Genomic DNA, 23,531 nt, shown 5'->3' on the forward strand with positions numbered 1-23,531 from the left:
AACTTTCTCCTCAAATTTATTCTAAAATCTAAAAGATTCTAATGTTCTATAAAAGGGGTGCAGATGGCTAGCATTTTGTTGTAATATAAAAGGGCTTTATCTACAATGTCTTTAGAATCTGTGAAAAATAGCGTTTCATAGCTATTTTCAAAGGCGTTTTTACTCCAGTTTGCACTGCCTAGCCCTACGATTATATCATCGATAATTATCATTTTTTGATGCATAATGCCTTTATACTTGCCCTTTTTTGCCTTTAAGCCCTCCAAAAGACAAGTATGAATATTCTCAAACTTTTCTAAATATCCTATCGTGCTAGATTCTGCCTTTTTTTGTCCGCTATCATAGATTATATTAATTTTTACGCCTTTGCTACTCACATCACGAAGGGCTTTGGCAATTTCTTTATTTGTAAAGCTATAAATAGAGATATTTATGCTCTTTTTCGCACTTAAAATACCGCTAATTAGGGCGTTTAAGGCGGCTTCTTGCTCATAAGGCATCATATAAAGTCGCTCCTCAGCCTTTAAAATAGACGAGTAAAACGCACATAAAAACGCAAAAAAACAACAAAATTTAGCCATAAATTACCCCTACTAAACAAAATAGAAACGAAATAAAAACAATTTTGTATTATAATGTTATATTTTTGAATTTACACAAACGAGCGAGAAATGCAAAAACTAAAAGTCCTACTACTAAATCAAAATCCAGTCATCAAAAAGCTAGTCACAATCGCTAGTGGCAAGCTAAATTTGGACGTAGAAAATGTCGCTAGAATCCCCGCTGACTTTAAGCCAAAAGACTACGCATGTATCATCGTAGATGACGAAAATGTAGGCAAAAACCTAGAAAAACTAACAACTTTACAAGACAAAATCAAAGTATGCCTACTTTTTGGTCGCAAAACGCAGGTAAAACACCATGAATTTAACATCGCAATACAAAAGCCATTCTTACCAACGGACATTTTGGAGATTCTAAATCAGTGCATTCCAAGCGAAGAAGAGTTAGCAAAACGTGCGGAAAAAGAGGGCAAAAATATAGAATCTGCGGACAAAACAAAAGAAATCGATATGGATTTAAAATCCGCTGAGGTCAATATGCCTGATATTTTAGGCAAGGACGCGAAACCTGATATACACATTAATAAAGAAGCCTTAGAGAGCGAGGCAAAAGAGACAAAAGACTTAGATGATTTTGACTTTGACCCGGATAGCCTTGACTTAGGAGCGTTAGAAAAGGCGTCAAGCGGCTCGGTAGAAGATAAGTCGCATGAAGATTCTGGCAATATGGTGCTAACTACAAAAGATACTGAATCTAAGGCTGCTGCAAAAGATTCTACTAAAGATTCTGGCGGTGGTTTGGATGATATAGGCGATTTTGATAACTTAGATTTTAGCGGCATTGATGGCGTATCAAGCGAAGATTCTAAAGATTCTAGTAAAGAAACGTCAAAAGGTGCATTTGATAAAGATTTAAGCGACTTAAAGGGCGATTCCGCGAAAAATACAGAATCTAAAAGCGATAATCCGCTAGATTTATCAAATTTTGACTTAGATTCTATGATTGATGCAAGTGCGCTAAAGAGCGCAAGTACCGGGCTAAAAAAAGAGGAGCTAGAAAAGGAGGCAAAGGAAGCGGCGCAAAATCACAATGATGATGATTTATTCTTAGATGACGAAGATGATGAACTAGCAAAGCTTCGTCCAAAGCCAAAAGATTTTTTAAAAGCAAAAGAGGAGGAGGAAAAGGCAAAGGCTGATTCTAACGCTATTGATACTGAGACGACAAAAGATTCTAAAGCTGATGTAGGAGAAAGTAAGAAAGATTCTACAGAATCTAAAAGTCCGCTAGATGAGCTAGATTCACTAGGTGATTTTGATAATTTAGATTTAAGTGGCATTGATGGCATTTCAAGCGAAACAGATTCTAAAGATTCTAAAGACGTTGCAAAAGATTCTAAAGAAGATTCTAAAGAGCAAAAAAAAACGATAGCTAAAGATTCTACTGAATCTAAGGGCGATGCTACCACGTCAAAAAGCCCTACAAAAGCCACAGATGGCATTGATTTAGATTCTATGGATTTAAGCGATTTAGGGCTAGATTCTAAAAATGATTTAGACAACCTTGATTTAAGCGATTTAAACGCTGATTTAAGTGGCGATTTAAGCAAAGATGTAGCAACCGACTTTTTAGAAACAAAGACAGATTCTAAAGAAAACGCAGAAATTGCCCCAGATGAAAGCAGTTTAAATGCGGATATTGCAAGTGATTTAGACTTAGCAAATGATTTAGAAAATCTAGATTCTAAAATTTCGCAAGATTCTAAAAATATCCCGCAAGAGCGAATTACAAATGAAAGCTTAGATGACGCATTTGCCGACTTGTCCGCTGCTTTGGAGAACGCCTTTGGCAATTTGGATGAAAATAATGAAACGCATAATATGGATTTTCACGACTTTTTAGCCCAAAGCGACTCGGCTAATTCTCCTGCTACCGACTCGGCTATTAGCGAAACCACGCAAGATTCTATAGAATCTAAAAGCGGCTTTTTAGAAAATATTGAGATTCCAAGTGAAGATTCCACGCCGCAAAGTCGCATTACAAATGAAAGCTTAGATGACGCATTTGCCGACCTTTCAGCTGCGTTAGAAAACGCCTTTGGCAATTTGGATGAAAATAATGAAACGCATAATATGGATTTCCACGACTTTATCGCACAAAGCGACTCGGCTAATTCTCCTGCTACCGACTCGGCTATTAGCGAAACCACGCAAGATTCTATAGAATCAAAAGAAAATATAGAATCTAACGCCCAAGATTCTACACTTTCACAAATAGAATCTAATGAAACTGATTCAAGTTTAGATTTCCTAAATGATTCAACCACAAATATAGAATCTAATTTAGACTTTTTAAATGATTCAAAAGCGGATTTAAGTTTAGAAAATGAACCACTTGCAAACGCTCTTGATTCAGATTCAACATTAGAATCTAATATGGATTTAGAATCTTTAGGACTAGATTCTAATGATTCTACAAATGATATTAAAGAAGATTCAACATTTAATATAGAAAATATAGAATCTAATGCGACAGATTCTAGCTTAGATTTCTTAAATGATTCTAGCCTTGATTTAAGTTTAGAAAACGAGCCTTTAGAAAACGCCCTAGATTCAGATTCAAACGATATAGAATCTAATATGGATTTAGAATCTTTAGGGCTAGATTCTAACGTTTCACAAATTAAAGAAGATTCTACATTTAATACTAGCTTAGATTTTCTAAATGATTCTAACTTAGAATCTCCGCAAGATTCTACAAATAAAGATTCCAAAACTAAACATTTAGACGATGCCTTTGACGACTTAACTTCGGCGTTAGATAACGCATTTGGCGATGATTCTAATCTTGCGTTTTTAGATTCCACAGCCGATTCCATACAAGATTCTAGTAGCGATTTTAGCAGTGATTCTACAACGCAAAATATAGAATCTAGCGATGATTTGCAATCGTTAGGACTAGATTCCACAAATGAAATTAAAGAAGATTCTACCCTTTCTGCCTTTAGTGATTCTACTGCGGACTTTTTTAAGGATACGCAAGAGCCGCAAGTTATAGAATCTAAAAAGGATACTAGCCTTGATTTTGCAAGTGATTCAACGCAGGAATTGCTAATCGATGATGATGTAACGCAAAAAGAAACACCAGCAAATATCTTAGATAAAGATGAATTGAACTCGGTTAGTGACTTGCTAAAAGAAGTAAATGAAATGCCCACCGAAGCGCAATTACCAGAGCCTGAAACCACGCAAGATTCTAAAGAAACGCAAGAAAATATAGAATCTAAAGAGCCAAAAGATTCTATAGAATCAAGCCAAAATTTAGAATCTAATAACGAAGATTCTAAAGAAAACATAGAATCTAAACCGCCGCTAAGCCCTGAACTAGCGGCTTTAAAAGATGTGAAACATATTTTCCCAAGCAATATCGAGGATATAGGCGATTTAAATGAATCGCAAGTCGCCACCGCTTTAGGCGAGGGAAATGATAGCTTTGCAAAGCTAGAAAAAGCCCTTAGTGAAAACGATGAAAAAGCCCTAAATGACGCAAAAAAAGAAGATTCTAAAGAAGCAAGTCATGTTGAGCCACAAGGCGAAACATCTACGCAAGATTCTAAAGAAACGCAAGAAATTACAGAATCTAAAACCCCGCAAGATTCTAAAAACGAGCCGCTAGATGATATTCACACCGAGCTAGAAAATATGGAAGACAGCCTAGAGCAAAAGGAAAATATGGAATCTATGGCAGATTTAGGCGATGATTTAAATGCGATTTTTGATTTAGAATCCACGCCAGATTCAAACGAAAAAATGCAAGATTTAGAATCTAGTTTGCAAGATTCTACAAAAGATTTAAATGAGCCGCAAAGTCATATTGAGCCGCAAAGCGAAACCACGCAAGATTCTAAAGATTCTATAGATTCTAATAAAACGCAAGAAATTACAGAATCTAATAAAGAAGATTCTATAGAATCTACACAAAATGACAAAGAGTTAAACCTTGAAAACGACTTAGACTTTAGCCTAGATTCTACCGAGCAAAACTTAGAATCTAATAGCAAAGATTTAAAAGATTCAAATGATAACTTATTAGATTTCCTAAATGATTCTACCCTAGCCTTGCAAGATGATAAAGAATTAAATTTAGAAAATGATTTAGATTTTAATTTAGATTCAGCATTAGAATCTAAAGAAGCAACGACAGATTCTAGCTTTAATTTCCTAAATGATTCAACCTTTGATTTAGAATCTAGCGACTTTGACTTGCCACAAGATGCCCCACAAAAGAATGATTTAGACTTTAACTTTGATGATTTGGATGAAAGAGCGGCAAAAAATTTAGAATCTAGTATGAAAAAATCAATTGCAAATGATTCAATTTTTGATATAGGAAATACGCAAGATTCCCTTGATTTTAATTTTGACTCGCCATCGCCAGAACCTTCAAATATTGAAATAAATCAAAATAAAGAGTTAGAAAATCTAAAATCTATGGACGCAAAAAGTTTCATTAATTTTATCAAAGACACGCCAAGCGACAAACTAGATAAAATCCTAAACAACGCCGATATAAGCCTTAACATCCACTTTGGCAAAAAATAAAATTCATATCTAACTTGCTGGAGTGGTGAAAAGTTGCGGGTTTTGCTTAAAGTCGCTAATTGCCTCGTCATAGACTTGCAGGATAGAATCTATGCTTTTTTGCAAGTCGTATTTGGTCGCACTCTTAGCGTAAAGCGGACGCATTTGCTCCAAAAGCGTGGGATTTTCTATCCAAAAGTCGATTTTATCTGCCAAATCCTGCACATCATTCACCTTAAAAAGACTGCGATTATCAAGGGCAAATTGCCGTGTGGCACTAACTTTTGAGTTTGCAATCAAGGGAGTGACCCCACAAGCCACCGCCTCAAGGCATGAAATAGCCTCGCTCTCAACCTCCGCTGGATGCACATAAAGTTGCATTTTTCCTAACTTTTCTAGCAAAATGTTATTGTCAAGGAAGCCAAAATCAGCCTTATTTTGCAAATTTCTTTCGCACATTGTTTTTAGACTAGATTCTAAAGGACCACTTCCGTGCAAATGCAGCTTTATACGACTTGCGTATTTGCTTTTAGAAATGGCTTTTATTAGAATCTTGTGACGTTTTTCCTTGCTAAATCGCCCAACTGAAATGATATTAAAAAACTCTTTATTTTCTAAGTTTTTAGATAAATTATTAGGATTTATGAAATTTTGTTTTGGAGTGTCAATTCGAGTATCGTGTGTAAGATTCGCGGGTTGCGTAGATTTGAGCAAGGAGATAGAACTAAAAGGTTCATCGACGAAGCGAGAATCAAGCTCCCGCGAAGATTGCGCACGAGACGAAGAATTGAATCCATTGCTGATAACATATTTTTTCCCCCCATACTTTGCCCTCTCAATCTCCTCTTTCATAAGAAGACTAGGGCAGTGAATGTGGTGACAATAGCGATAAATCGCGCGATTAAAACGCGAAAAAAGATAGCGATTAAACCACGCAAAATTCATTCCCATATTATAGCTAATATGCTCTGGCTGCAGGTGAAACGCCGCAATATAGGGAATCTTCATCTCACGACAAAGTTTCACACCAGCGATTTCAAGGGCAAAAGGCAGGTAAAAATGCGCAATATCGCAACCACTCAACGCAGATTTTAGAATCTTTTTGTCCGGATAGCCAAAAATCATGTGCTGCCTACGGCTCACCTCGCTTACAAGCGGTATATAACGCTCTTTTACATAGTAGATTTTTTCCCCACATTCACCGATGATAAAATCGCTCTTAGATTCTATATTTTCTAACTTTTTAGTATTTTTTATACTAGATTCTATAACTTTATCGGTAATATTAAGCGAATGCGAAAGTATATTTTCTTTAGAATCTAGTTGTATATTTTCTAACTTTTTATCCATATTATTAGAAATTATAGAATCTTTAGAATCTAGATTCTGTGAAAATTTAGAATCTTCTAATATCTTATTAGAATCTAGATTCACTAAATTAGAATCTTTAGAAATATCTCCATACTTTCGCGGAAAAGTCGCCACCACACGCACTTCATGCCCCCTTTTCACTAGCTCCCTTGCAAAGCGAAACGCAGACATAGACGTCCCATTACTCCTGTCATTATAACTATCCACCACTATAGCTATTATCATTTTTACCCTTTTTCAAAAGCCAAAATTCTACTCAAAAAATGTAAATTTTGCGTTTTTATTTTTTAACACATTATTTTATTTTATAATTTCATTCAAATTATTAATGACCTTAGCATTAAGATTATTAGAATCTATATTCTTAAAATCTCGATTAATTAAGAAAAGTTCACCCACACCGGCATTTTGCCCTGCCTTTATATCGCTAATATTATCGCCTACTAAAAGGCATTCGCTAAGATTTAAATTAAAATCACTTTGTGCTTGAAATATCATACCGGGCGCTGGTTTTCTTTTTTTTTCATCATTTAAAAAAGGGCAAAAATAGATTCTATCAAGGCGAAATTTAAGCTTTTTAAAGATAGAATCTTGCATAAATTTGCTAAGCTTTAAAAAGTCCTCTACATCGTAGTATCCGCGCTCAATCCCAGATTGATTTGTCACCACGATTAGCTTGTAATTTTTAGTCTTAAAAGCTGCCGCGCACGCAAAAAAATCCTCAAAAAAAATAAAATCTTGCACCTTATGCACATAGCCAAAATCCTTATTTATCACGCCATCTCTATCAAAAAATATCGCCTTTTGCATAGAATCTACCTAGCGTTGATATACCCATCGCCAAAGAGTCCTGGCTGGAAAGAATCAGGGGCAATTGCCTCAGCACTAACCTTCCTAGTATTCACATCGACTGCTGGATAAATCTTATAGATTTTTGCCTCGTATTCCTTGCCCTTGCCATCAATCTTATACTTGTAAGTATCGCCGACTTTCACCACCGGCAGATATTTTGAGTCAAATTGAATGATTAGCTTTTTTTCATTGCTAATAAGGCGAAAAAGTTTCGTCTGGTTCGCGCCCACGCCATCGCCTAGCTCGATATTTTTACTCGCAATAGTGCCATCAAAAGGCGCACTCAAAGTCGTTCGCCGCAGCATTTCGCTTTGATATTTTAGGTTATATTGCAGGTTGCTATAAGTGGACTCAAGGTTTTTAAACTGCGAAAAGTTCTGCTCTAGCGAGTTTTTATCAATCGCATTTCCGCTTCGTTTGTATCGCTCGTATTGATTTTTGGCGAAATTATACTGCGCCTTTGCGCCCTCTAGCTGGGCTCGCGTCATATTCACATTTTGGATTCTATCCTCATTTTGCAGGCTCAAAAGCGCGTCATCTTTTTTCACCACCGAGCCGACATCCACGAAAATATTTGCCACGATGCCGCTTGTATCCATCATCAAATTCGCATCGCGAACCGCTGCCACATTAAAGATTCCATACACTTGCTCGGCTTTTAATATGCCAAAAAATGTTATGATAAAAATTACCAAAAACCGCATTTTAACCTCCATTGATTCTATTAAATTTCATAAACGTAATTATAGAATCTAAAAATGTAGATTCTAAGATTTTTATGTATTTAGGTTTGAATATTTGATTTTTTGTTACTTTTAGGTGAACATGGATTATCACTTACGTATTATTTGTGCAAATTTATGTCATACTAACTAACGACATAAATATAGATTTGTAGTATTAATCTTGCAATAATTAATGTCCGCAGCCGCAGCCGCCCATAGAGCCGTGACCGCCGCCACAGCAGCCGCCACCGCCGTGTTCGTGTCCGCCGTGAGAATGACCGCTACCGCAACCACAGCCACTACCACAGCCCCCGCCTAGCCCGATAATTAGCTCATCTGGTGTCGCATCACGCGCACTTAGCACATCGACTTTAAAATCTAGCGTTTTCCCAGCCAAAGGATGATTATAATCAATTATCACGCTATTATCATTTAAATCCGCGACAATCACTTGCACCACGCCATTTTCACTCTCACCAAAAAGCGTCATTCCCTTTTGTAGCTCGTCAGTTAAATTGCTAAATTGCTCCCTTGGGACTTCTTGCAAAAGCTCAGGATTTCTCACACCATAGCCTAGCTCTGGGCTTACACTAAATGTGATAGAATCTCCAACATTCGCCTTTAGCACCTCTTGCTCCAAGCCCTCGATAACCTGCGAACAGCCCGTGATAAACTCCAGCGGCGAACCCTCGCTCCTATCAATCACCTCGCCACTTTGCGCGTCTTTAACCTCGTAATTAATGCTTACAACCTTATTATTCTCAATCATTTTGTCTCCTTATTTTAAAATGTCAGCCGCCTTTTTGCCCTGCTCACTTGTGGGGAAAAGGGCGACAAGCGTTTTCAAAAACTTCTTGTAATTTTCCTCATCGCCTAAATACTTAAACGACCACGCCGTGTGCCAAAGCAAAATGGGCATATAACTTGCCTTGCTATCAAGGCTCGCACTACTCTTGTAGTAGGGCAGTGCCTCATTATACTCTTTTCGCACGTAGTAAATCTCGCCGACATAGTAGCTAGATTCAGCCACGGCGAACTTTTGGTCGATTAAGTATTCAAAATACGCCTTTGCGTCATCTAGCTTTTTTTGTCGTAAAAGATTTTTTGCCTCTTTCAAATTCGCGTTATTATCGCTACTAAAATTGTATTTTTTTCCGCTACTTACTTGCTGTGCCTTAGAATCTTCTTGGATAGATTCTATAATGGGCTGATTTTGAATGCCTTGAATGCTATTTTGCAAAAGCAACGCCTGCTCACTTAGCACTTGAATCTGCTTTAAAATCTCTTCATTTGCTTGTAAAAATGTGTTTGATAATTTGTCAATTTTTTGATTTAGCATTTCGATATTTTTGGTATTTGCTTCAACTTGGGCTTTTAAATTGCGAATTGTTTCAACTTGTGTTTTTTGACTTGCTTGGTAGCTATCGACTATTTGTTGTAAATTTTCAATTTTTTCAACTTGATTTTTAAGCGTGATAGAATCTTGCCTACTTGTCGCGCTCATCCCCTCATAAACGGTTTTAATGCCATCGACTGATTGCTCTAAATTTGCAATTTTATTTTGAAAATCACTGATGATACTTCGCGTGAAATCGGCGATTTCTTTTAAGTCACGCATATCTTTTTTGGTAGCGCCACTTTGCAGCTCAAAGGCGGAAGGTTCGGCGTTTAGGGCAGCTAGATTCAGTATTAAAAAAAGGATTAGGATTTTATAGAATCTAGATTCTATGTCATTGCGAGTGCAAACGAAGCAATCCATAATAAAAGATAGATTGCCACGAAAATTCTTGCGAATTTTCTCGCAATGACGAGTGATTTTAGATTCTATATTTTTTACCATTCTCATTTGTCAGCCCTTTAGAATCTTAGTTGCTTTTTTCCACGATTTCAGTGCGGCGGTTTTTGGCGTGGCACTCTTTTGTATGCTCTAGGCAAGTGGGATTATGCGTGCCATAGGAAATTGTGCTAAACATTGACTTTGGCAAACCATAAATCACAAGCGCGTCACGCACGGACAAGGCGCGTTTATGCCCTAACGCCATATTATACTCATCGCTTCCTACCTCATCGGTGTTGCCTTGCAAGACGACAGATTCTATATTATGCTCTTTGATAAAATCCGCATTTGCGCGGATATATTCCTGCATATCAGCTCTTATGTTGTATCTATCAAAGTCAAAGTAAATAGGGCTTAGTGAATCTAGCACAAGTTTGCCCTTGCCTTTTCCAGCGTTTGACCCACCGCCACTTGAGCCGCCGCTTCCGCCATAGCCGCTTCCGCCTTGTCCGCTACTTCCGCCTCCGCTACCGCCACCATAGCCACTATCGCCATAGCTAGAATCCCCGCTATTATCTATCGTATTAAAAGGCGAATCGCCATTTACAAAATTATCGCCACCGCCCTTAGTGCCACCGCGACTAGATTCTGTAGTATTGCTATTTGAGCTACCTTTTCTTTTCCCATCAAGCAATTCAAAATCGCCCGGGCTTCCATAATCAAGCGGCATAAATGCGCCCTCAGGACCATAATTTTTATGCGGTGTTTGCGTGCTATTAAAATCATTATATGCGGCGAGTTTCACAAATTCTTTAGAATCTATAAACGAGTTAGATTCTATAAAAATATTAGAATCTTGAGAAAAATTAGATTCTATAAACGCGTTAGATTCTAAACTAGATTCTATAAAATCCACTTTAGAATCTAAAAAATTTGCATTACTAGATTCTATAGAATCTGCCTTGCAAAAACTGCATAAAAGAAATAAAATCATAACGCATATTAAACGCATATTTTTCCTTAAATTTCATTTTCATAAAGGGCGACAAAGGGTAGGATAAAATATTTTATAGAATCTAGATTCTATATTTTATTTTACTAACACTTTATAGTGTGGATAGAATCTAGATTCTATATTTTAAAACCTATCGCCCACCCAACGCCCTACTTTTTATATAGAATCTACTTAGATTCTACAATATCAGTCCTGCGGTTTTTGGCATAACACTCAGGCGTTTTGTCTTTACACACAGGCTTATGCGTGCCATAAGATATTGTTTTAAACATATTTTTTGGCAACCCTTGCAAGACTAAAGCGTCCCGCACAGCCAAAGCGCGTTTTTGTCCTAACGCCATATTGTATTCATCGCTACCAAACTCATCGGTATTCCCTTGCAACACGATAGATTTTATATCCTTATCTTTGATAAGCTTCGCATTCCCTTTCACATAGTCTTTCATATCATCGCGGATGTCGTATTTATCAAAGTTAAAATAAATCGTAGCAAGTGAATCTAAAGCTACACCATCATCATCAGTTGGCGTGGTAGCCATTTCATCGCTATTTTCTTCACCTTCATTTGACGCATTTGCATTAGAATCATCGCCTTCACCAGAATCTGCCGAGCCGCCATCAGGGGCATTTCCATTTACATCAAGTCCGCCATTCACTTCAAAGTTGCCATCTTTGATTGTCGTTTCTTCTGGCGCTTGGTCTTTTTCAGTAGTGCTTTTACTCGTGCTACCCGAGCTATCCACATTCTTACTACCACAGCCTATCACAAAAAAAAGTGATAACAATAACGCACCAAAACCTACAAATTTCATAACACATCTCCTTAACAATGAAATTCCACTTTCAAATAATCTTGCAATTTTACCCAAAAATTAACAAAAAAATAAACAAAATCGCATTTTACCAATCAAATGCTTGAATTTTCACACTTTTTAGCGGAAATAAAAAACTTTTATTAATCGATAAACGAATAATCCCTATCGCATTTTCGCCCCGCTCTTGCCGCAAATACATTATAGAATCTCCATCACCACTAAATTGTGGAATCTTATTTACGCCCTTGCGACTTAGTCGCCTTGCATAGTCACTTTGCGAGCTAACTAGATATAAATTAAACACATTGCTACCGGTTTCTTCATCAGTTTCACGACTAGAATACACGATATACTGCCCAAAAGTTGAAAGTGAGCTATTATTTCGCCCTTGAAACACAACCTGATTTACACTAGCCCCCGGGCGTAAATCCTGCATAAAAACATTAGGATACCCCAGCCTATCACTTACAAAGACAAAGCTTTTATCATTATTTGTAAAATGCGCATTTACATCAATGCCTGAATAATTCGTAAGCTGTGTCAAATTCTTAGAGCGAACATCATATAAATACACATCACTTAAATTATTTGGCGATAGCGACATAAGCAATTTAGAATCATCACGCGAAACATCGCTAACCACTGCCATTCCCTGCGACTGCGTTATTTTCTCACTCTCACCCGTGTAAAGATTATACTTATAAATCGTGGCAACATCCGTTATCCGCGTATAATAAAAGGACGTCTGCTTAGAATCTGCCCATTTTGGAAAGATATTTAGCCCATTGCTAATAATGGTTTTTTGATATGAGTAAGTGTAATCCGCTAGCACAATATCATTTCGCGCGCTCCCCACAAACGAGCTAAAAATCACATAACGATTTATCCATGAAATATCAGGGGCTTTAATATATTCATTCAAATAATTTGCAAAAGCATGTGAAATAAATGGATATTTCTCAATCTCATCTTGGCTAGATTCTATATTTATACGCTTATCAGTGGCAAAATCAAGCAAGGTCAAAACGCCACTTGCGCCCTTTCCTTGCTTTTTAAAAGAGACTTGTGCGATAAAATTAATATTTTTTGCCTTATATTCTTGCAAGGCGAGATTATTTGAAAGCATATCGCCCTTTAACGTATCATCATAATATACATTAAAATGCCCTATAATACGCAAATCCTGCACTAGCATTTTATAAATTTTCATCGTATTTTCATTGCCATCAGCGGCAATCACTTGGATATTTGGGATATTTTGCGTTTCTTTGGTAATCATTATGGTTTTGTCATCATCGGCATAAGAGAGACTTAGGGCGAGTATAAGGGCAAATAAGATTTTAAAAATATTTGACATTTTTTATCCTTTTTAAGATTCTAAACGTAAAATGATAGCAAGGAAATGTTTAGATTCTATTTTTTTAGATTCTTTTTTTGGTTGTTTATAGAATCTTGGTTGGTGTGGAATTTTTTGTGTAATTTTTAGAATCTTGCTTTTTTATAGAATCTTGTTTTATGATTTTTTAGAATCTTTTATTAAATCTAGCTTAAATTCAGCTTCCTTTAAGGTTAGATTCTATATAATTTCGGCTTTTAATATAAAACAATACAATTTAATAAAGGTCAAAATTATGGAACTTACAAAAACTCCAAAGCACACGCAAATAAAGCAAGAATGGGTGTTGCTTGATGCTAAAGACAAGGTTTTTGGGCGACTTGTGGCTGAAATTGCTACTATTTTGCGTGGTAAGCACAAGCCCACTTTTACGCCAAATATGGATTGTGGCGATTTTGTCGTGGTGATTAACGCTAAGGGCGTGAAATTCACAGGGCAAAATAAGTTGAGCGATAAAAAATATCACACGCATTCAGGCTATTTTGGTAGCACGAAGAGCAAAAATTTGGGCGAAATGCTTGAAAAACAGCCTGAAAAACTCTACAAACTAGCCGTGCGTGGAATGCTACCAAAGACTAAACTAGGGCGTGCAATGCTTAAAAAGCTAAAAGTGTATAGCGGAGCGGAACATCCGCACACAGCGCAATTCACAAAAAAAGATAAATAAAAAGGAAAAAAATGAGTAAGATTTACGCAACAGGAAAACGAAAAACAGCAGTGGCAAAAGTGTGGTTAAAGCCCGGCAGTGGCAAGATTCTAATTAATGGCATAGGACTTGATGAGTGGCTTGGCGGGCATGATAGTATCAAAATGAAGGTTATGCAGCCGCTTGTGATTACAAAGCAGGATAAAAGTGTGGATATTACCGCAGTTACACTTGGCGGGGGCTATTCAGCTCAAGCAGACGCTTTGCGTAGCGGCATTGCTAAGGCGTTGAATTTATTTGATAGAGAGGCTTTTAGAAAGGATTTGAAAGTGGCAGGTTTGCTTACTCGTGACGCACGTGTGGTAGAACGTAAAAAATATGGAAAACGCAAAGCCCGCCGCAGCCCACAATTCTCAAAACGCTAGAATCTATGTTGCAATCCATTTTAGATTCTATAAAAAGTTACAAAATATGAAATATTCAAAGTCATTTATCAGCATTTACGCACTTTTGCTAAGCCTTAGCATTAGCCTTGTGGCGTTGCATACACTGCGTAATTTGGCGTTAAAAAAAGATATTTCAATAGCACTTCTTTTTCAAAAGCAAAGTTTGCTTTATGCTAAAAGTTTGAAAAATATCGCTCTTGCTTGTCTTAAAAGATTTTCGCTAAAAGTTTGCCAAAAAGATTCTATAAATTTTGATAGCCATTTTAGTGGGACTTACGCTATTAGCGAGATTCAAAGTGCAAACACACAAGGGAAAAACGCCAAAAAAACACTAATTTTAGATATTATGATTTATGCAAATACGCTCCTTAGCACCCACCCGCTGCACCACTCCGCGCGTTTTATTATTAATAATTACGCTGATAAAACGCCCTAAGATTCTAAAGGAGCAACATTGAATCTAAACGAGCTAATAGAGATTGCCACGCAAAATAATGTGAGTGATATTCACATAAATGACGCGATTTTTTTTCGTGTGAATAAGAAAATAATGCAATTTAATCCGCAAAGCGATATAGATTCCATAAAAACCGAGCTAGATTCTATAAATACAGAATCTAATGACCACAAAAGCCAGAATGAAAAAAGTTTTACAACTATGATAAATGAAACTAAAATAAGAATAAGTTACTATTTTTCTAACTACAAAAATTGCTATGCTATTAGAATCCTAAAAAGCAAGATTCCAACCCTTGCAAGTTTGAATACGCCAAAAGTGCTAGAATCTTTGAGTTTGAATGATAGCGGACTAATCCTTGTGTGTGGCGCTACAGGCGTTGGCAAAAGCACGAGCCTTGCAGCGATGATAAACCACATAAATGAGAGCGCAAATAAGCACATTTTGACAATCGAAGACCCCATTGAATACGAGCATAAAAGCAAGAATAGCCTTATCACGCAGCGAGAAATAAGGCGAGATTCTAGCGATTTTGAGAGTGCGTTAAAGGCGAGTTTAAGGCAGGACCCAGATGTGATTTTAATCGGCGAGATTTTAGATTCAAAAGTGCTAAAAATGGCGATAAATCACGCTCTAAGCGGACATTTGGTGCTTGCTAGTTTTCATGCGTTTTCGTGCGCTCACGCGGTTTCGCGCATTTTAGGGATGTGTAGCGATGATGCGAATGCGCATGCGAATTTGGCGGATTGTTTGCAGGGCATCATTACGCAGAAATTATACGCAGATTCTGGCGTTTCTAACACGCCTATAAGCCTTAAAGCCGACTTTGAGATTCTAATCGCAAATCCCGCCGTTAGAATCCTAATCAAAGAAAACAAAATAAACCAGCTAGATTCACAAATCTCAATGGGTCGCGAATTTGGCATGCAACATTTTTTGAAAAAATAAAATTGTATTTTGAAACATTTAGATTCTTTAGAATCTAAGGTAAATTTAAGGAGAAATTATAAATGCAGATTCTATGCAGAATCTAGTGGGTGGGACAAATCTTTAATAGATTTTAAACAAGACATTAGAATCTATTGTGTTAATAAGATTCTACAACACTCTTAGCACAAATCGTTCCAAATATAGAATCTAGATTCTATACAGAATCTTTTTTCGCGAAATAGACGCCTAAGATTATTATTAAAATGCCGCAGATTTCAAGTGTGCTAAGTCTTTCTCCTAGTATCAAAAAGCCCATGATTGCGGCGATTACGGGCGCGACTAGCAGCAATAAAAATGAAGTTTGTGAATCTAGTTTGCCCAAAATAAAGTTGAAAAAGCCCTGCCCGACTAGCTGTCCAAAAAATGCGATTAAGACTAGCAGGGCTAGTGTGCGAAAGTCGCTTGGCACTTGCAGCCCCTCTACGCAGCACGCTACGATAAATAGCACAACTGTCGCGCCTAGCGTGCTATAAGCCATAATTTCTAATGTGCCAAAACGCCGCCTTAATGCGTAAATGAACGCTAAAAATAATGCGTATCCAAGGGCGCTAAGACATGCCAAAAGGTCGCCATATACGCTACTTACGCCGCTTTCATCCTTGCCTTTGATTAGCACGACTAAGCCAAAAATTGCGATAAACACGCCCACAAAAAAGCTTTTTTTGATTTTTTCGCCGAAAAATAAAACGCCCAAAGGAATTAAAATGAAGCAGGACATACACGAGATTAGATTGACATTTGCCACGCTTGTGTTTTTTAGTGCGAGATTGAAAAATATTAAATCAAAAGCGAAAAATACCCCCGCAAAAAGCATTAAAATAAAGTCTTTCAAGGGAACTTTTAGGGTGGTTTTGTTAGGAATTTTAGAACTTTTTTGTGGATTTATAGAATCTTGTTGGGCAGATTCTATATTTTCTTTAATAGGGCGGTAAGCGGCGTTTAGATTTTTAGAATCTACACTATAAATAGGGCGGTGGGTGGGCGAAAGGCTTTTAGATTCTATGTTTTGCGAGTTAGATTCCATATTTTCCTTAGAATCTTTAGAATCTATTTTAAAATCTTGCAAGTTAGATTCTATATTTTTAGAATCTTGCATAGATATTTCGCTTTCGCTCAATATGACAGAGTGTTTTTTACAATCTTTTCTCATAAAAATAAAAGTCGCCAAAAAGAAAAAAGGAGTAGCGATTGCCACGCGATAAAGTGCGATATTTATAGGCGAAATATCAATCATTTTTACTAGCACACTAGCATAAATTATGCAGCTTTCCGCCAAAATAGCCAAAATTACAAATGGCAATTTAGAATCTTTTTTCACTTTCATAAACCATAGAACCTACTTTCAAAATTGCAATATTCTACCTAAAATTCTATTTTAGATTCTATAATTTCTATAATTTTATTTTATAATTTCAGCTTTAAAAATATAGAATCTAAACGCAAGAGAAAATATGAGTAAAGTTACGAAGTATATTTTTGTTACAGGGGGGGTGCTAAGTTCGCTTGGCAAGGGCATTTCAAGCAGTTCCATAGGCACTTTGATGAAACATGCAGGATATAAAGTTTCTATCCTAAAAATTGACCCTTATATAAATGTAGACCCCGGCACGATGAGCCCCTTAGAGCATGGCGAGGTCTTTGTCACGGCAGATGGGGCGGAAACAGACCTTGATATAGGGCATTATGAGCGGTTTTTAAATACGAATTTCAGCAAAAATAATAATTTTACCACCGGGCAGATTTATCTATCAGTCATCGAAAAGGAGCGAAAGGGCGAGTATTTGGGTAAGACAATTCAAATCGTCCCGCATATCACTGATGAAATCAAAAGCCGCATTACAAAGGCTGGGGAGGGCTATGATTTTCTCATTGTCGAGCTAGGCGGCACGGTGGGCGATATTGAGGGTATGCCGTATTTAGAGGCGATGCGACAGCTAAAGCAAGAAAATGGCGTGCAAAATGTGCTAAGTATCCACGTAACGCTTGTGCCGTATGTGAAAGCCGCTGATGAGCTAAAGACAAAGCCCACACAGCATAGCGTGCAAGAGCTCCGCCGCATAGGGATTTCCCCGCAGATTATCATTGCTAGAAGTGAAATGCCTTTGGAAAAAGATACGAAGCAAAAGATTGCACTAAGTTGCGATGTGGAGTATGATAGCGTGATTAGCGCGGCTGATGCAAGAAGCATTTATAAATGTCCGCTAATTTTTGTAAATGAGGGGATTTTAACGCCCATTTCGCGTAGTCTAGGCTTGAAAGAGTTAGCTCCAAATATGAGCGAGTGGGACTTATTAGTTAAAAAGATTCTAAGCCCTAGTAAGAAGGTTAAAATCGGCTTTGTGGGTAAGTATTTGAGCTTAAAAGAGAGCTATAAATCGCTGCTTGAAGCCCTTACACACGCGGGTGCAAACCTTGATACGAAAGTAGAAATCGACTTTATAGATTCTACAAATTTGGATATTGAAAAGCTAAAAAATTTGGATGGAATCTTAGTGCCGGGCGGCTTTGGCGAACGCGGTGTAAAGGGCAAACTAGAGGCTATAAAATATGCTAGGGAAAATGGAATCCCTTTTTTAGGAATATGCTTAGGAATGCAACTAGCGTTATTAGAATTTGCCAAAAATGTATTGAAACTGCCCAGGGCTAATTCTAGCGAATTTGATAAAAATTGCGAAAATCCTATCATTTATATGATACAAGATTTTATCGATAGCGAGGGTAAAAAGCAGGTTAGGACGCATAATTCGCCACTTGGCGGGACTATGCGGCTAGGGGAGTATGAGTGCTATGTTAAGCCAGATTCTATCTTGTCGCGTGCATATAACGGGGCAAAGGTGATAAAAGAGCGTCATCGCCATCGCTATGAAGCAAATCCAAAGTATAGAGCGTTATTTGAATCACATGGGCTAATTGTAAGTGGTGAGTGTGATAAACTTATTGAAGCAGTCGAGCTTTCAACCCCGATTATTGAATCTAAGTTGCTAGATTCTAAGTTAGATTTTAAAGTGGATTCTAAAGAATTTACAAAATCTAGCTTAGATTCTAAGGATTTTATAGAATCTAATGTGATTTATAAAGATTCTATAGAATCTAGGCGAGATTCTAAGGGCGTTAAAAATTCGAAAAAAACACATCCATTCTTTGTCGGCGTGCAATTCCACCCAGAATTTACTTCGCGTTTGCAAAACCCAAATCCCATAATTTTAGAATTTGTAAAAGTAGCAAGTAATACATACTAAGACCCATAAAATCCTAACTATATTTCTCAATTTCCCTTTCAATAGATTCTATAAAAGCATCTTTGTAAGGGGCGTTAGCAGGGAGTTTATCTTTCATAGAATCTAGATTATTTAGATAGTCCTGCATAGTCAAATTGCCGCGCGTCAGCTCAAATTTTAAAAAGAGCCAATAAGTATTTAGCACATCGCTTTGGCAGTAAAAATCGACCTTTGCTAAGTCATTATCCTTGTAAATTAGCTCATGCACTTGCCCGCCATCGACCTCGAACTTGCCCATAATACCGCACATCTTGCACACCGCATCAAGGCTAAAACTCCGCGCCGCGCCCCACACACCAAGCGTATCATACAAGTCCAAGTGAAAGCGCTCACTATGGCGCACGCGGTAATTTTCCCACTTATTTTTATTCGCCTTTGGGTTATCCACCTCGTAGTATGCGGACAAGTTTAGGTTGTATTTTAACGCACGCAGTGCGATTAGGGGCATATCATAACCGCGTCCATTAAAGCTAATTAGGCGTGGGTTTTTTTTATTTATAAACTCGCTAAATTCTTTTAATAAAATTTCTTCGCGGCTCTCCCACGCGATGTCCTTTGCAAAATGCCCTACTTTTATAAAATTCCCAAATTCATCTGCTGCCACGCTCGCGATACTAACGATTTTATGAAAGCTAAGGGGCAAAAAATCGCTCCCACTTAGCTCATTTTGCGCCTTAAATGCCTGCTCGCACACCTCTAAATCACTACCCTCATAATGATAAACCTCGCGTAACAACGCCACATCAGGCACACTCTCAATGTCAAAAACTAGAATCAAACAAAATCCTTTTTCTTAGAAATTATTGTATTGTAAGCAATTTTTATGAATTTTTATCTCCTTGTTTATTTTAAATATTAATTTTCACATATAATTTTTTGGCATAAATGAAAGGTAAAAATGGGTTTAGATTCTAAGATTCATAATCGTGATTTGAAGGTTGGCGTGGTTGTGCCGATGTTTGGTGTGGCTGCTTTCCTTAGGGAGTGTTTAGATTCTATATTGAATCAAAGTTACAAGAATTTAAACGTTTTGCTTATTAGTGATGGAGATTTGGATTGTTTGAATATTGCGTTGGAATACGCTGCTTTAGATTCTAGATTTATTGTCATTGATAAAGAAAATGGCGGACAAGCTACAGGGCGAAATGTGGGGATTGAGTTTTTTAGCGGAGTTTATAAAATTGTGTCATTGCGAGATTTTGCGTTAGCAAAATCGTGGCAATCTAGTTTGGAAAGTAACATAGAATCTAAAGGCGATTCCCCCCTCCCTTGCGTTAGGGTGGGCGACTTGGGGTGGGTAAAAAGCCCTGCTAAACAAAAAAACATAGAATCTAACTTGCAAGATTCTATAAAAACTTCTAAAAATCATAACCTTATAGAATCTACAAATATAGAATCTAATAATTTATACTGCTATAAAGTTCTAGATTCTAAAACATATATATATATATATATATATATGCGACTCTTACAGCGATATTTCATTCGATATTTCGCAAATGGAGCAAGTTATGAAGCTTGCTAGTGAAAATATCAAAGTAGCGGTGATTGTGCCGATTTTCAATGTCGAGCAGTATTTGCGTGAGTGCCTAGATTCTATAATTAACCAAAGTTATAAGAATATAGAAGCGATTTTGGTAAATGATGGTAGCACAGATTCTAACTCGCTAAATATCGCAAAGGAATATGTAGCAAAGAACGCAAATTTCACACTGATAGATAAGCCAAACTTAGGACTTTCAAGCTCTCGCAATGTAGCACTTGATTTTCTATCACAAAGTTATAAACTAGAATTAGATTCTAAAGAAACACAAAGGGTTAAAGAAAATATAGAATCTAAGATGCAAGATTCTAAGGAAATACAGAATCTAGATTCTAAAAACGTCAATATACCCACTGCGGTATTACCCACCACCATACTACCCACCCCCATATTACCCACCCCCCAACCCCCCTCCGCAAGGGAGGGGGGCTATCCTTACCAAGATTTTAAAGAAAATATAGAATCTAATGGTGAAGATTCTACCCTAACTCCTACCCACCACCCTATAAGTTTAGAATCTAATTTGCTAATTTACAAAGTAATAAACGAAAATCCTTATGATATAAAAGCAATTTATGTGAATAAAGATTCTATAAAAAATAACACACAATTACCCACCCCCCTAACCCCCCTCCGCAAGGGAGGGGGGAACTCAACCCAAGATTCTAAAGATATAGAATCTAAAACATTGCAAATACCAAAAATAGATTATATTATCTTTTTAGATAGTGATGATTATTGGAAAAGTGATTGTATAGAATCTTGTATAAAAGCTGCACTACAAAGTGAAGTAGAAATACAAAATATAGAATCTAACGCTCAAAATTTTACCCTAACGCCCACCCACCACCCTATAAGTTTAGAATCTAATCAAAACAACCACCCAAAACGCGCCGAAATAATCTGGTTTGACTGGGAATACTTCTATGATGGCATAGATAAGCCCAAAAATAAATGGAAAAGCTGGCAAGAAATCTATGGCTTTAAAGGTGATAGTTTAATCACAAAAAGGCAGTGGCTTACTTTAAGTGTAGAGAAAAATCCTGAGTTTTTCGCATTTGGGTGGATGGCAATGATTGATTTTAAATATTTGCAACATCTTAGGCTACGATTTATTGATAGGATAATGAATGAGGATGTGCTATTTGAAACGCTTTTATTTTTTAAATCGCGCTATATTTATGTGCTAAATAAAAAGCTATATATGTATCGCATTCGCCCAAATAGCATTACAGATTATAGTGCTAAGGCGAATATCCCGCCATATCTAGAGCCGCTTTTGGTGCATTTTAGCGGGAATGAACGCAATACAAAGGAGTATCATAAAGCGCGTAGTTGGCTAGTGATGATGGAGGATTTAGAATCTAGTTTAAAAGATTATGCTTTAGGAGATTCTAAGGTGTTACAAGATTCTATGATTTTGCAAGATTCTAATATGCTAGATTTTAATGCGGAGGATTTTAAAGCGGAGCGTCAAAAGGATATTTCGCTTTTAAGGGAGGCGTTTTATCCTAAGTTTTGCGAGATGATATTGCATTTGGCTAGTTTCCCTGAGGACCCTTTAGGGCTACTGCCGCGAATGAGTGTGATAAAGCCATATATAAATGATGCAAAGGCAAAGGGCGTGAAAGTCAAACGCTTTAAAAAACTAGCTTTGAATAATCTAGCGATGTATAGAATCTTTTCACCTTTAATCGTGCTATATCGCAATGTGAAAGATATTGAGAGAAAGTTTAGGAAAAGAAAGAAGGGATAGGATATGAGTGTAGATTCTAGTGATTTTAAAGTGGGCGTGGTGGTGCCGATGTTTGGTGTGTCGGCATTTTTGCGTGAGTGTTTAGATTCTATTTTGACTCAAAGTTATGGGAATTTAAACGTTTTGCTTGTTAGCGATGGAGATTTGGCGTGTTTAGATATTGCTTTGGAATACGCTGCTTTAGATTCTAGATTTATCGTTATTGATAAAGAAAATGGCGGACAAGCAACAGGGCGAAATGTGGGCATTGAGTTTTACTCTGGAGTTTATAAAATTGCTTCAATGCAAGAACTACAAAGTAATTCGTGGCAATCTAGCTTAGAAAATAAAATAGATTCTAAAGTCGATTCCCCCCTCCCTTGCGTTAGGGTGGGTGACGGGGGGTGGGTCAATAACCACGATAATCCAAAAGACCAAAATAATAAAGAATATCCTATAAATTTACAGAATCTAGATTCTAAAGATTCTAAAAATCATAACTTTATAGAATCTACAAACTTAGAAACTAATAATTTATACTGCTACAAAGTTCTAGATTCTAAAACATATATATATATATATATGCGAAAGTTACAGCGATATTTCATTTATGGAGCAAGTTATGAATCTTGCTAGTGAAAATATCAAAGTGGCTGTAATTGTACCGATTTTTAATGTCGAGCAGTATCTAAGAGAGTGCCTAGATTCTATCATTTCTCAAAGTTATAAAAATATAGAAGCGATTTTAGTAAATGATGGTAGCACAGATTCTAACTCTTTAAATATCGCTAAAGAATATGTAGCAAAATATAGTAATTTCACGCTGATAGATAAGCCAAATCTAGGACTTTCAAGCTCTCGCAATGTAGCATTAGATTTTCTATCACAAAGTTATAAGTTAGAACTAGATTCTAAAGAAACTAAAAGAGTGAATGAAATGTTAGAATCTAAGATGCAAGATTCTAAGGAAATACAGAATCTAGATTCTAAAAACGTCAATGAACCCACTGCGGTATTACCCACCACCATACTACCCACCACCATACTACCCACCCCCCAGCCCCCCTCCGCAAGGGAGGGGGGCTATCCTTACCAAGATTTTAAAGAGAATGTAGAATCTAATGGTGAAGATTCTACCCTAACGCCCACCCACCACACCATAAATATAGAATCTAATTTGCTAATTTACAAAGTAATAAACGAAAATCCTTATGATATAAAAGCAATTTATGTGAATAAAGATTCTATAAAAAATAACACACAATTACCCACCCCCCTAACCCCCCTCCGCAAGGGAGGGGGGAACTCAACCCAAGATTCTAAAGATATAGAATCTAAAAC

General features: G+C 37.0%; 19 protein-coding genes and 4 pseudogenes. 11 read left to right on the top strand and 12 right to left on the bottom strand.

What is annotated here, in order from left to right:
- Positions 1 to 38: 38 nt before the first annotated feature.
- Positions 39 to 581, bottom strand: a complete 543-nt coding sequence (locus LS64_RS10470; RefSeq protein ID WP_052062669.1) for a phospholipase D-like domain-containing protein — start codon at positions 579 to 581, stop codon at positions 39 to 41.
- A gap of 90 nt (positions 582 to 671) precedes the next feature.
- Between LS64_RS10470 and LS64_RS10475 the strand changes: the two genes are divergently transcribed.
- Complete coding sequence (locus LS64_RS10475; protein WP_118949361.1) at positions 672 to 5,165, top strand: midas domain-containing protein; 4,494 nt, start codon at positions 672 to 674, stop codon at positions 5,163 to 5,165.
- A gap of 9 nt (positions 5,166 to 5,174) precedes the next feature.
- Here the strand turns inward: LS64_RS10475 and LS64_RS13410 are convergent, their stop codons facing one another.
- From LS64_RS13410 to tolB, 9 genes and pseudogenes are all read right to left on the bottom strand, one after another.
- Positions 5,175 to 6,494, bottom strand: a complete 1,320-nt coding sequence (locus tag LS64_RS13410) for a glycosyltransferase (protein WP_034574731.1) — start codon at positions 6,492 to 6,494, stop codon at positions 5,175 to 5,177.
- 123 nt (positions 6,495 to 6,617) lie between these two features.
- Positions 6,618 to 6,740: pseudogene (locus tag LS64_RS10485) on the bottom strand (glycosyltransferase family 4 protein); the annotation flags it as partial.
- Positions 6,741 to 6,815: 75 nt separating this feature from the next.
- Positions 6,816 to 7,325 carry a D-glycero-alpha-D-manno-heptose-1,7-bisphosphate 7-phosphatase gene (locus LS64_RS10490; protein WP_034572889.1) on the bottom strand — a complete coding sequence of 170 codons (510 nt, stop codon included), beginning with the start codon at positions 7,323 to 7,325 and terminating at the stop codon, positions 6,816 to 6,818.
- A 5-nt stretch (positions 7,326 to 7,330) separates the two neighbouring features.
- On the bottom strand, positions 7,331 to 8,071 hold the full coding sequence (locus LS64_RS10495) for an efflux RND transporter periplasmic adaptor subunit (protein WP_034572887.1): 741 nt from the start codon (positions 8,069 to 8,071) through the stop codon (positions 7,331 to 7,333).
- 211 nt (positions 8,072 to 8,282) lie between these two features.
- Positions 8,283 to 8,861: an FKBP-type peptidyl-prolyl cis-trans isomerase gene (locus LS64_RS10500; protein WP_034572885.1), complete on the bottom strand. Its 579-nt coding sequence runs from the start codon at positions 8,859 to 8,861 to the stop codon at positions 8,283 to 8,285.
- Positions 8,862 to 8,870: 9 nt separating this feature from the next.
- Positions 8,871 to 9,938, bottom strand: coding sequence for a tetratricopeptide repeat protein (locus LS64_RS10505; RefSeq protein WP_237416278.1), 1,068 nt, complete (start codon positions 9,936 to 9,938; stop codon positions 8,871 to 8,873).
- Positions 9,939 to 9,957: 19 nt separating this feature from the next.
- Positions 9,958 to 10,881: an OmpA family protein gene (locus LS64_RS12855; RefSeq protein ID WP_052062588.1), complete on the bottom strand. Its 924-nt coding sequence runs from the start codon at positions 10,879 to 10,881 to the stop codon at positions 9,958 to 9,960.
- Positions 10,882 to 11,051: 170 nt separating this feature from the next.
- Positions 11,052 to 11,696 (bottom strand): OmpA family protein, encoded by a 645-nt coding sequence (locus LS64_RS10515; RefSeq protein WP_034572883.1) that lies wholly within the window; start codon positions 11,694 to 11,696, stop codon positions 11,052 to 11,054.
- A gap of 88 nt (positions 11,697 to 11,784) precedes the next feature.
- Positions 11,785 to 13,056 carry a Tol-Pal system protein TolB gene (tolB, locus tag LS64_RS10520; RefSeq protein ID WP_034572881.1) on the bottom strand — a complete coding sequence of 424 codons (1,272 nt, stop codon included), beginning with the start codon at positions 13,054 to 13,056 and terminating at the stop codon, positions 11,785 to 11,787.
- A 274-nt stretch (positions 13,057 to 13,330) separates the two neighbouring features.
- On the opposite strand from tolB, the gene rplM reads away from it, so the two are divergent.
- From rplM to LS64_RS10540, 4 genes are read left to right on the top strand one after another with little or no spacing between them, the layout of a single operon-like run.
- On the top strand, positions 13,331 to 13,762 hold the full coding sequence (rplM, locus tag LS64_RS10525; protein WP_034572879.1) for a 50S ribosomal protein L13: 432 nt from the start codon (positions 13,331 to 13,333) through the stop codon (positions 13,760 to 13,762).
- Between the two features lie 11 nt (positions 13,763 to 13,773).
- Positions 13,774 to 14,166: a 30S ribosomal protein S9 gene (gene rpsI, locus LS64_RS10530; RefSeq protein WP_034572877.1), complete on the top strand. Its 393-nt coding sequence runs from the start codon at positions 13,774 to 13,776 to the stop codon at positions 14,164 to 14,166.
- A complete protein-coding gene (locus tag LS64_RS10535; RefSeq protein ID WP_138127339.1) occupies positions 14,120 to 14,623 on the top strand; it encodes a hypothetical protein in 504 nt (167 codons plus the stop codon). The genes rpsI and LS64_RS10535 overlap by 47 nt, the downstream gene beginning before the upstream one ends.
- An 18-nt stretch (positions 14,624 to 14,641) precedes the next feature.
- Positions 14,642 to 15,592, top strand: a complete 951-nt coding sequence (locus tag LS64_RS10540; RefSeq protein ID WP_034572873.1) for a type IV pilus twitching motility protein PilT — start codon at positions 14,642 to 14,644, stop codon at positions 15,590 to 15,592.
- Positions 15,593 to 15,788: 196 nt separating this feature from the next.
- Here LS64_RS10540 and LS64_RS10545 read toward each other — a convergent pair whose 3' ends face one another.
- The gene (locus LS64_RS10545; RefSeq protein ID WP_052062587.1) at positions 15,789 to 16,958 is read right to left on the bottom strand and encodes a DMT family transporter; all 1,170 of its coding nucleotides are present in this window, start codon (positions 16,956 to 16,958) and stop codon (positions 15,789 to 15,791) included.
- 127 nt (positions 16,959 to 17,085) lie between these two features.
- On the opposite strand from LS64_RS10545, the pseudogene pyrG reads away from it, so the two are divergent.
- Together pyrG and LS64_RS13855 are read left to right on the top strand one after the other, a co-directional pair.
- Positions 17,086 to 18,588: pseudogene (gene pyrG / locus LS64_RS10550) on the top strand (glutamine hydrolyzing CTP synthase); the annotation flags it as partial.
- A 150-nt stretch (positions 18,589 to 18,738) separates the two neighbouring features.
- Positions 18,739 to 18,873 (top strand): annotated as a pseudogene (locus LS64_RS13855) (glutamine amidotransferase-related protein); the annotation flags it as partial.
- Between the two features lie 13 nt (positions 18,874 to 18,886).
- Here the strand turns inward: LS64_RS13855 and LS64_RS10555 are convergent.
- Positions 18,887 to 19,690: a 3'-5' exonuclease gene (locus LS64_RS10555; RefSeq protein WP_034572869.1), complete on the bottom strand. Its 804-nt coding sequence runs from the start codon at positions 19,688 to 19,690 to the stop codon at positions 18,887 to 18,889.
- A 120-nt stretch (positions 19,691 to 19,810) separates the two neighbouring features.
- Here LS64_RS10555 and LS64_RS10560 point away from each other — a divergent pair, with 120 nt between their 5' ends.
- The 4 genes and pseudogenes from LS64_RS10560 to LS64_RS10580 form a co-directional block, all read left to right on the top strand.
- Positions 19,811 to 20,437 carry a glycosyltransferase family A protein gene (locus LS64_RS10560; protein ID WP_034572867.1) on the top strand — a complete coding sequence of 209 codons (627 nt, stop codon included), beginning with the start codon at positions 19,811 to 19,813 and terminating at the stop codon, positions 20,435 to 20,437.
- Positions 20,424 to 20,741: pseudogene (locus LS64_RS14035) on the top strand (glycosyltransferase family 2 protein); the annotation flags it as partial. The gene LS64_RS10560 and the pseudogene LS64_RS14035, both read left to right, overlap by 14 nt.
- A 1,473-nt stretch (positions 20,742 to 22,214) precedes the next feature.
- A complete protein-coding gene (locus LS64_RS10575; RefSeq protein WP_118988433.1) occupies positions 22,215 to 22,826 on the top strand; it encodes a glycosyltransferase family A protein in 612 nt (203 codons plus the stop codon).
- Positions 22,813 to 23,531 (top strand): glycosyltransferase family 2 protein (locus tag LS64_RS10580; RefSeq protein ID WP_238699486.1); only part of this gene is annotated, 719 nt, incomplete at its 3' end. The genes LS64_RS10575 and LS64_RS10580, both read left to right, overlap by 14 nt.

This window comes from Helicobacter saguini (assembly GCF_000762875.2).
GTDB classification, from domain to species: domain Bacteria; phylum Campylobacterota; class Campylobacteria; order Campylobacterales; family Helicobacteraceae; genus Helicobacter_A; species Helicobacter_A saguini.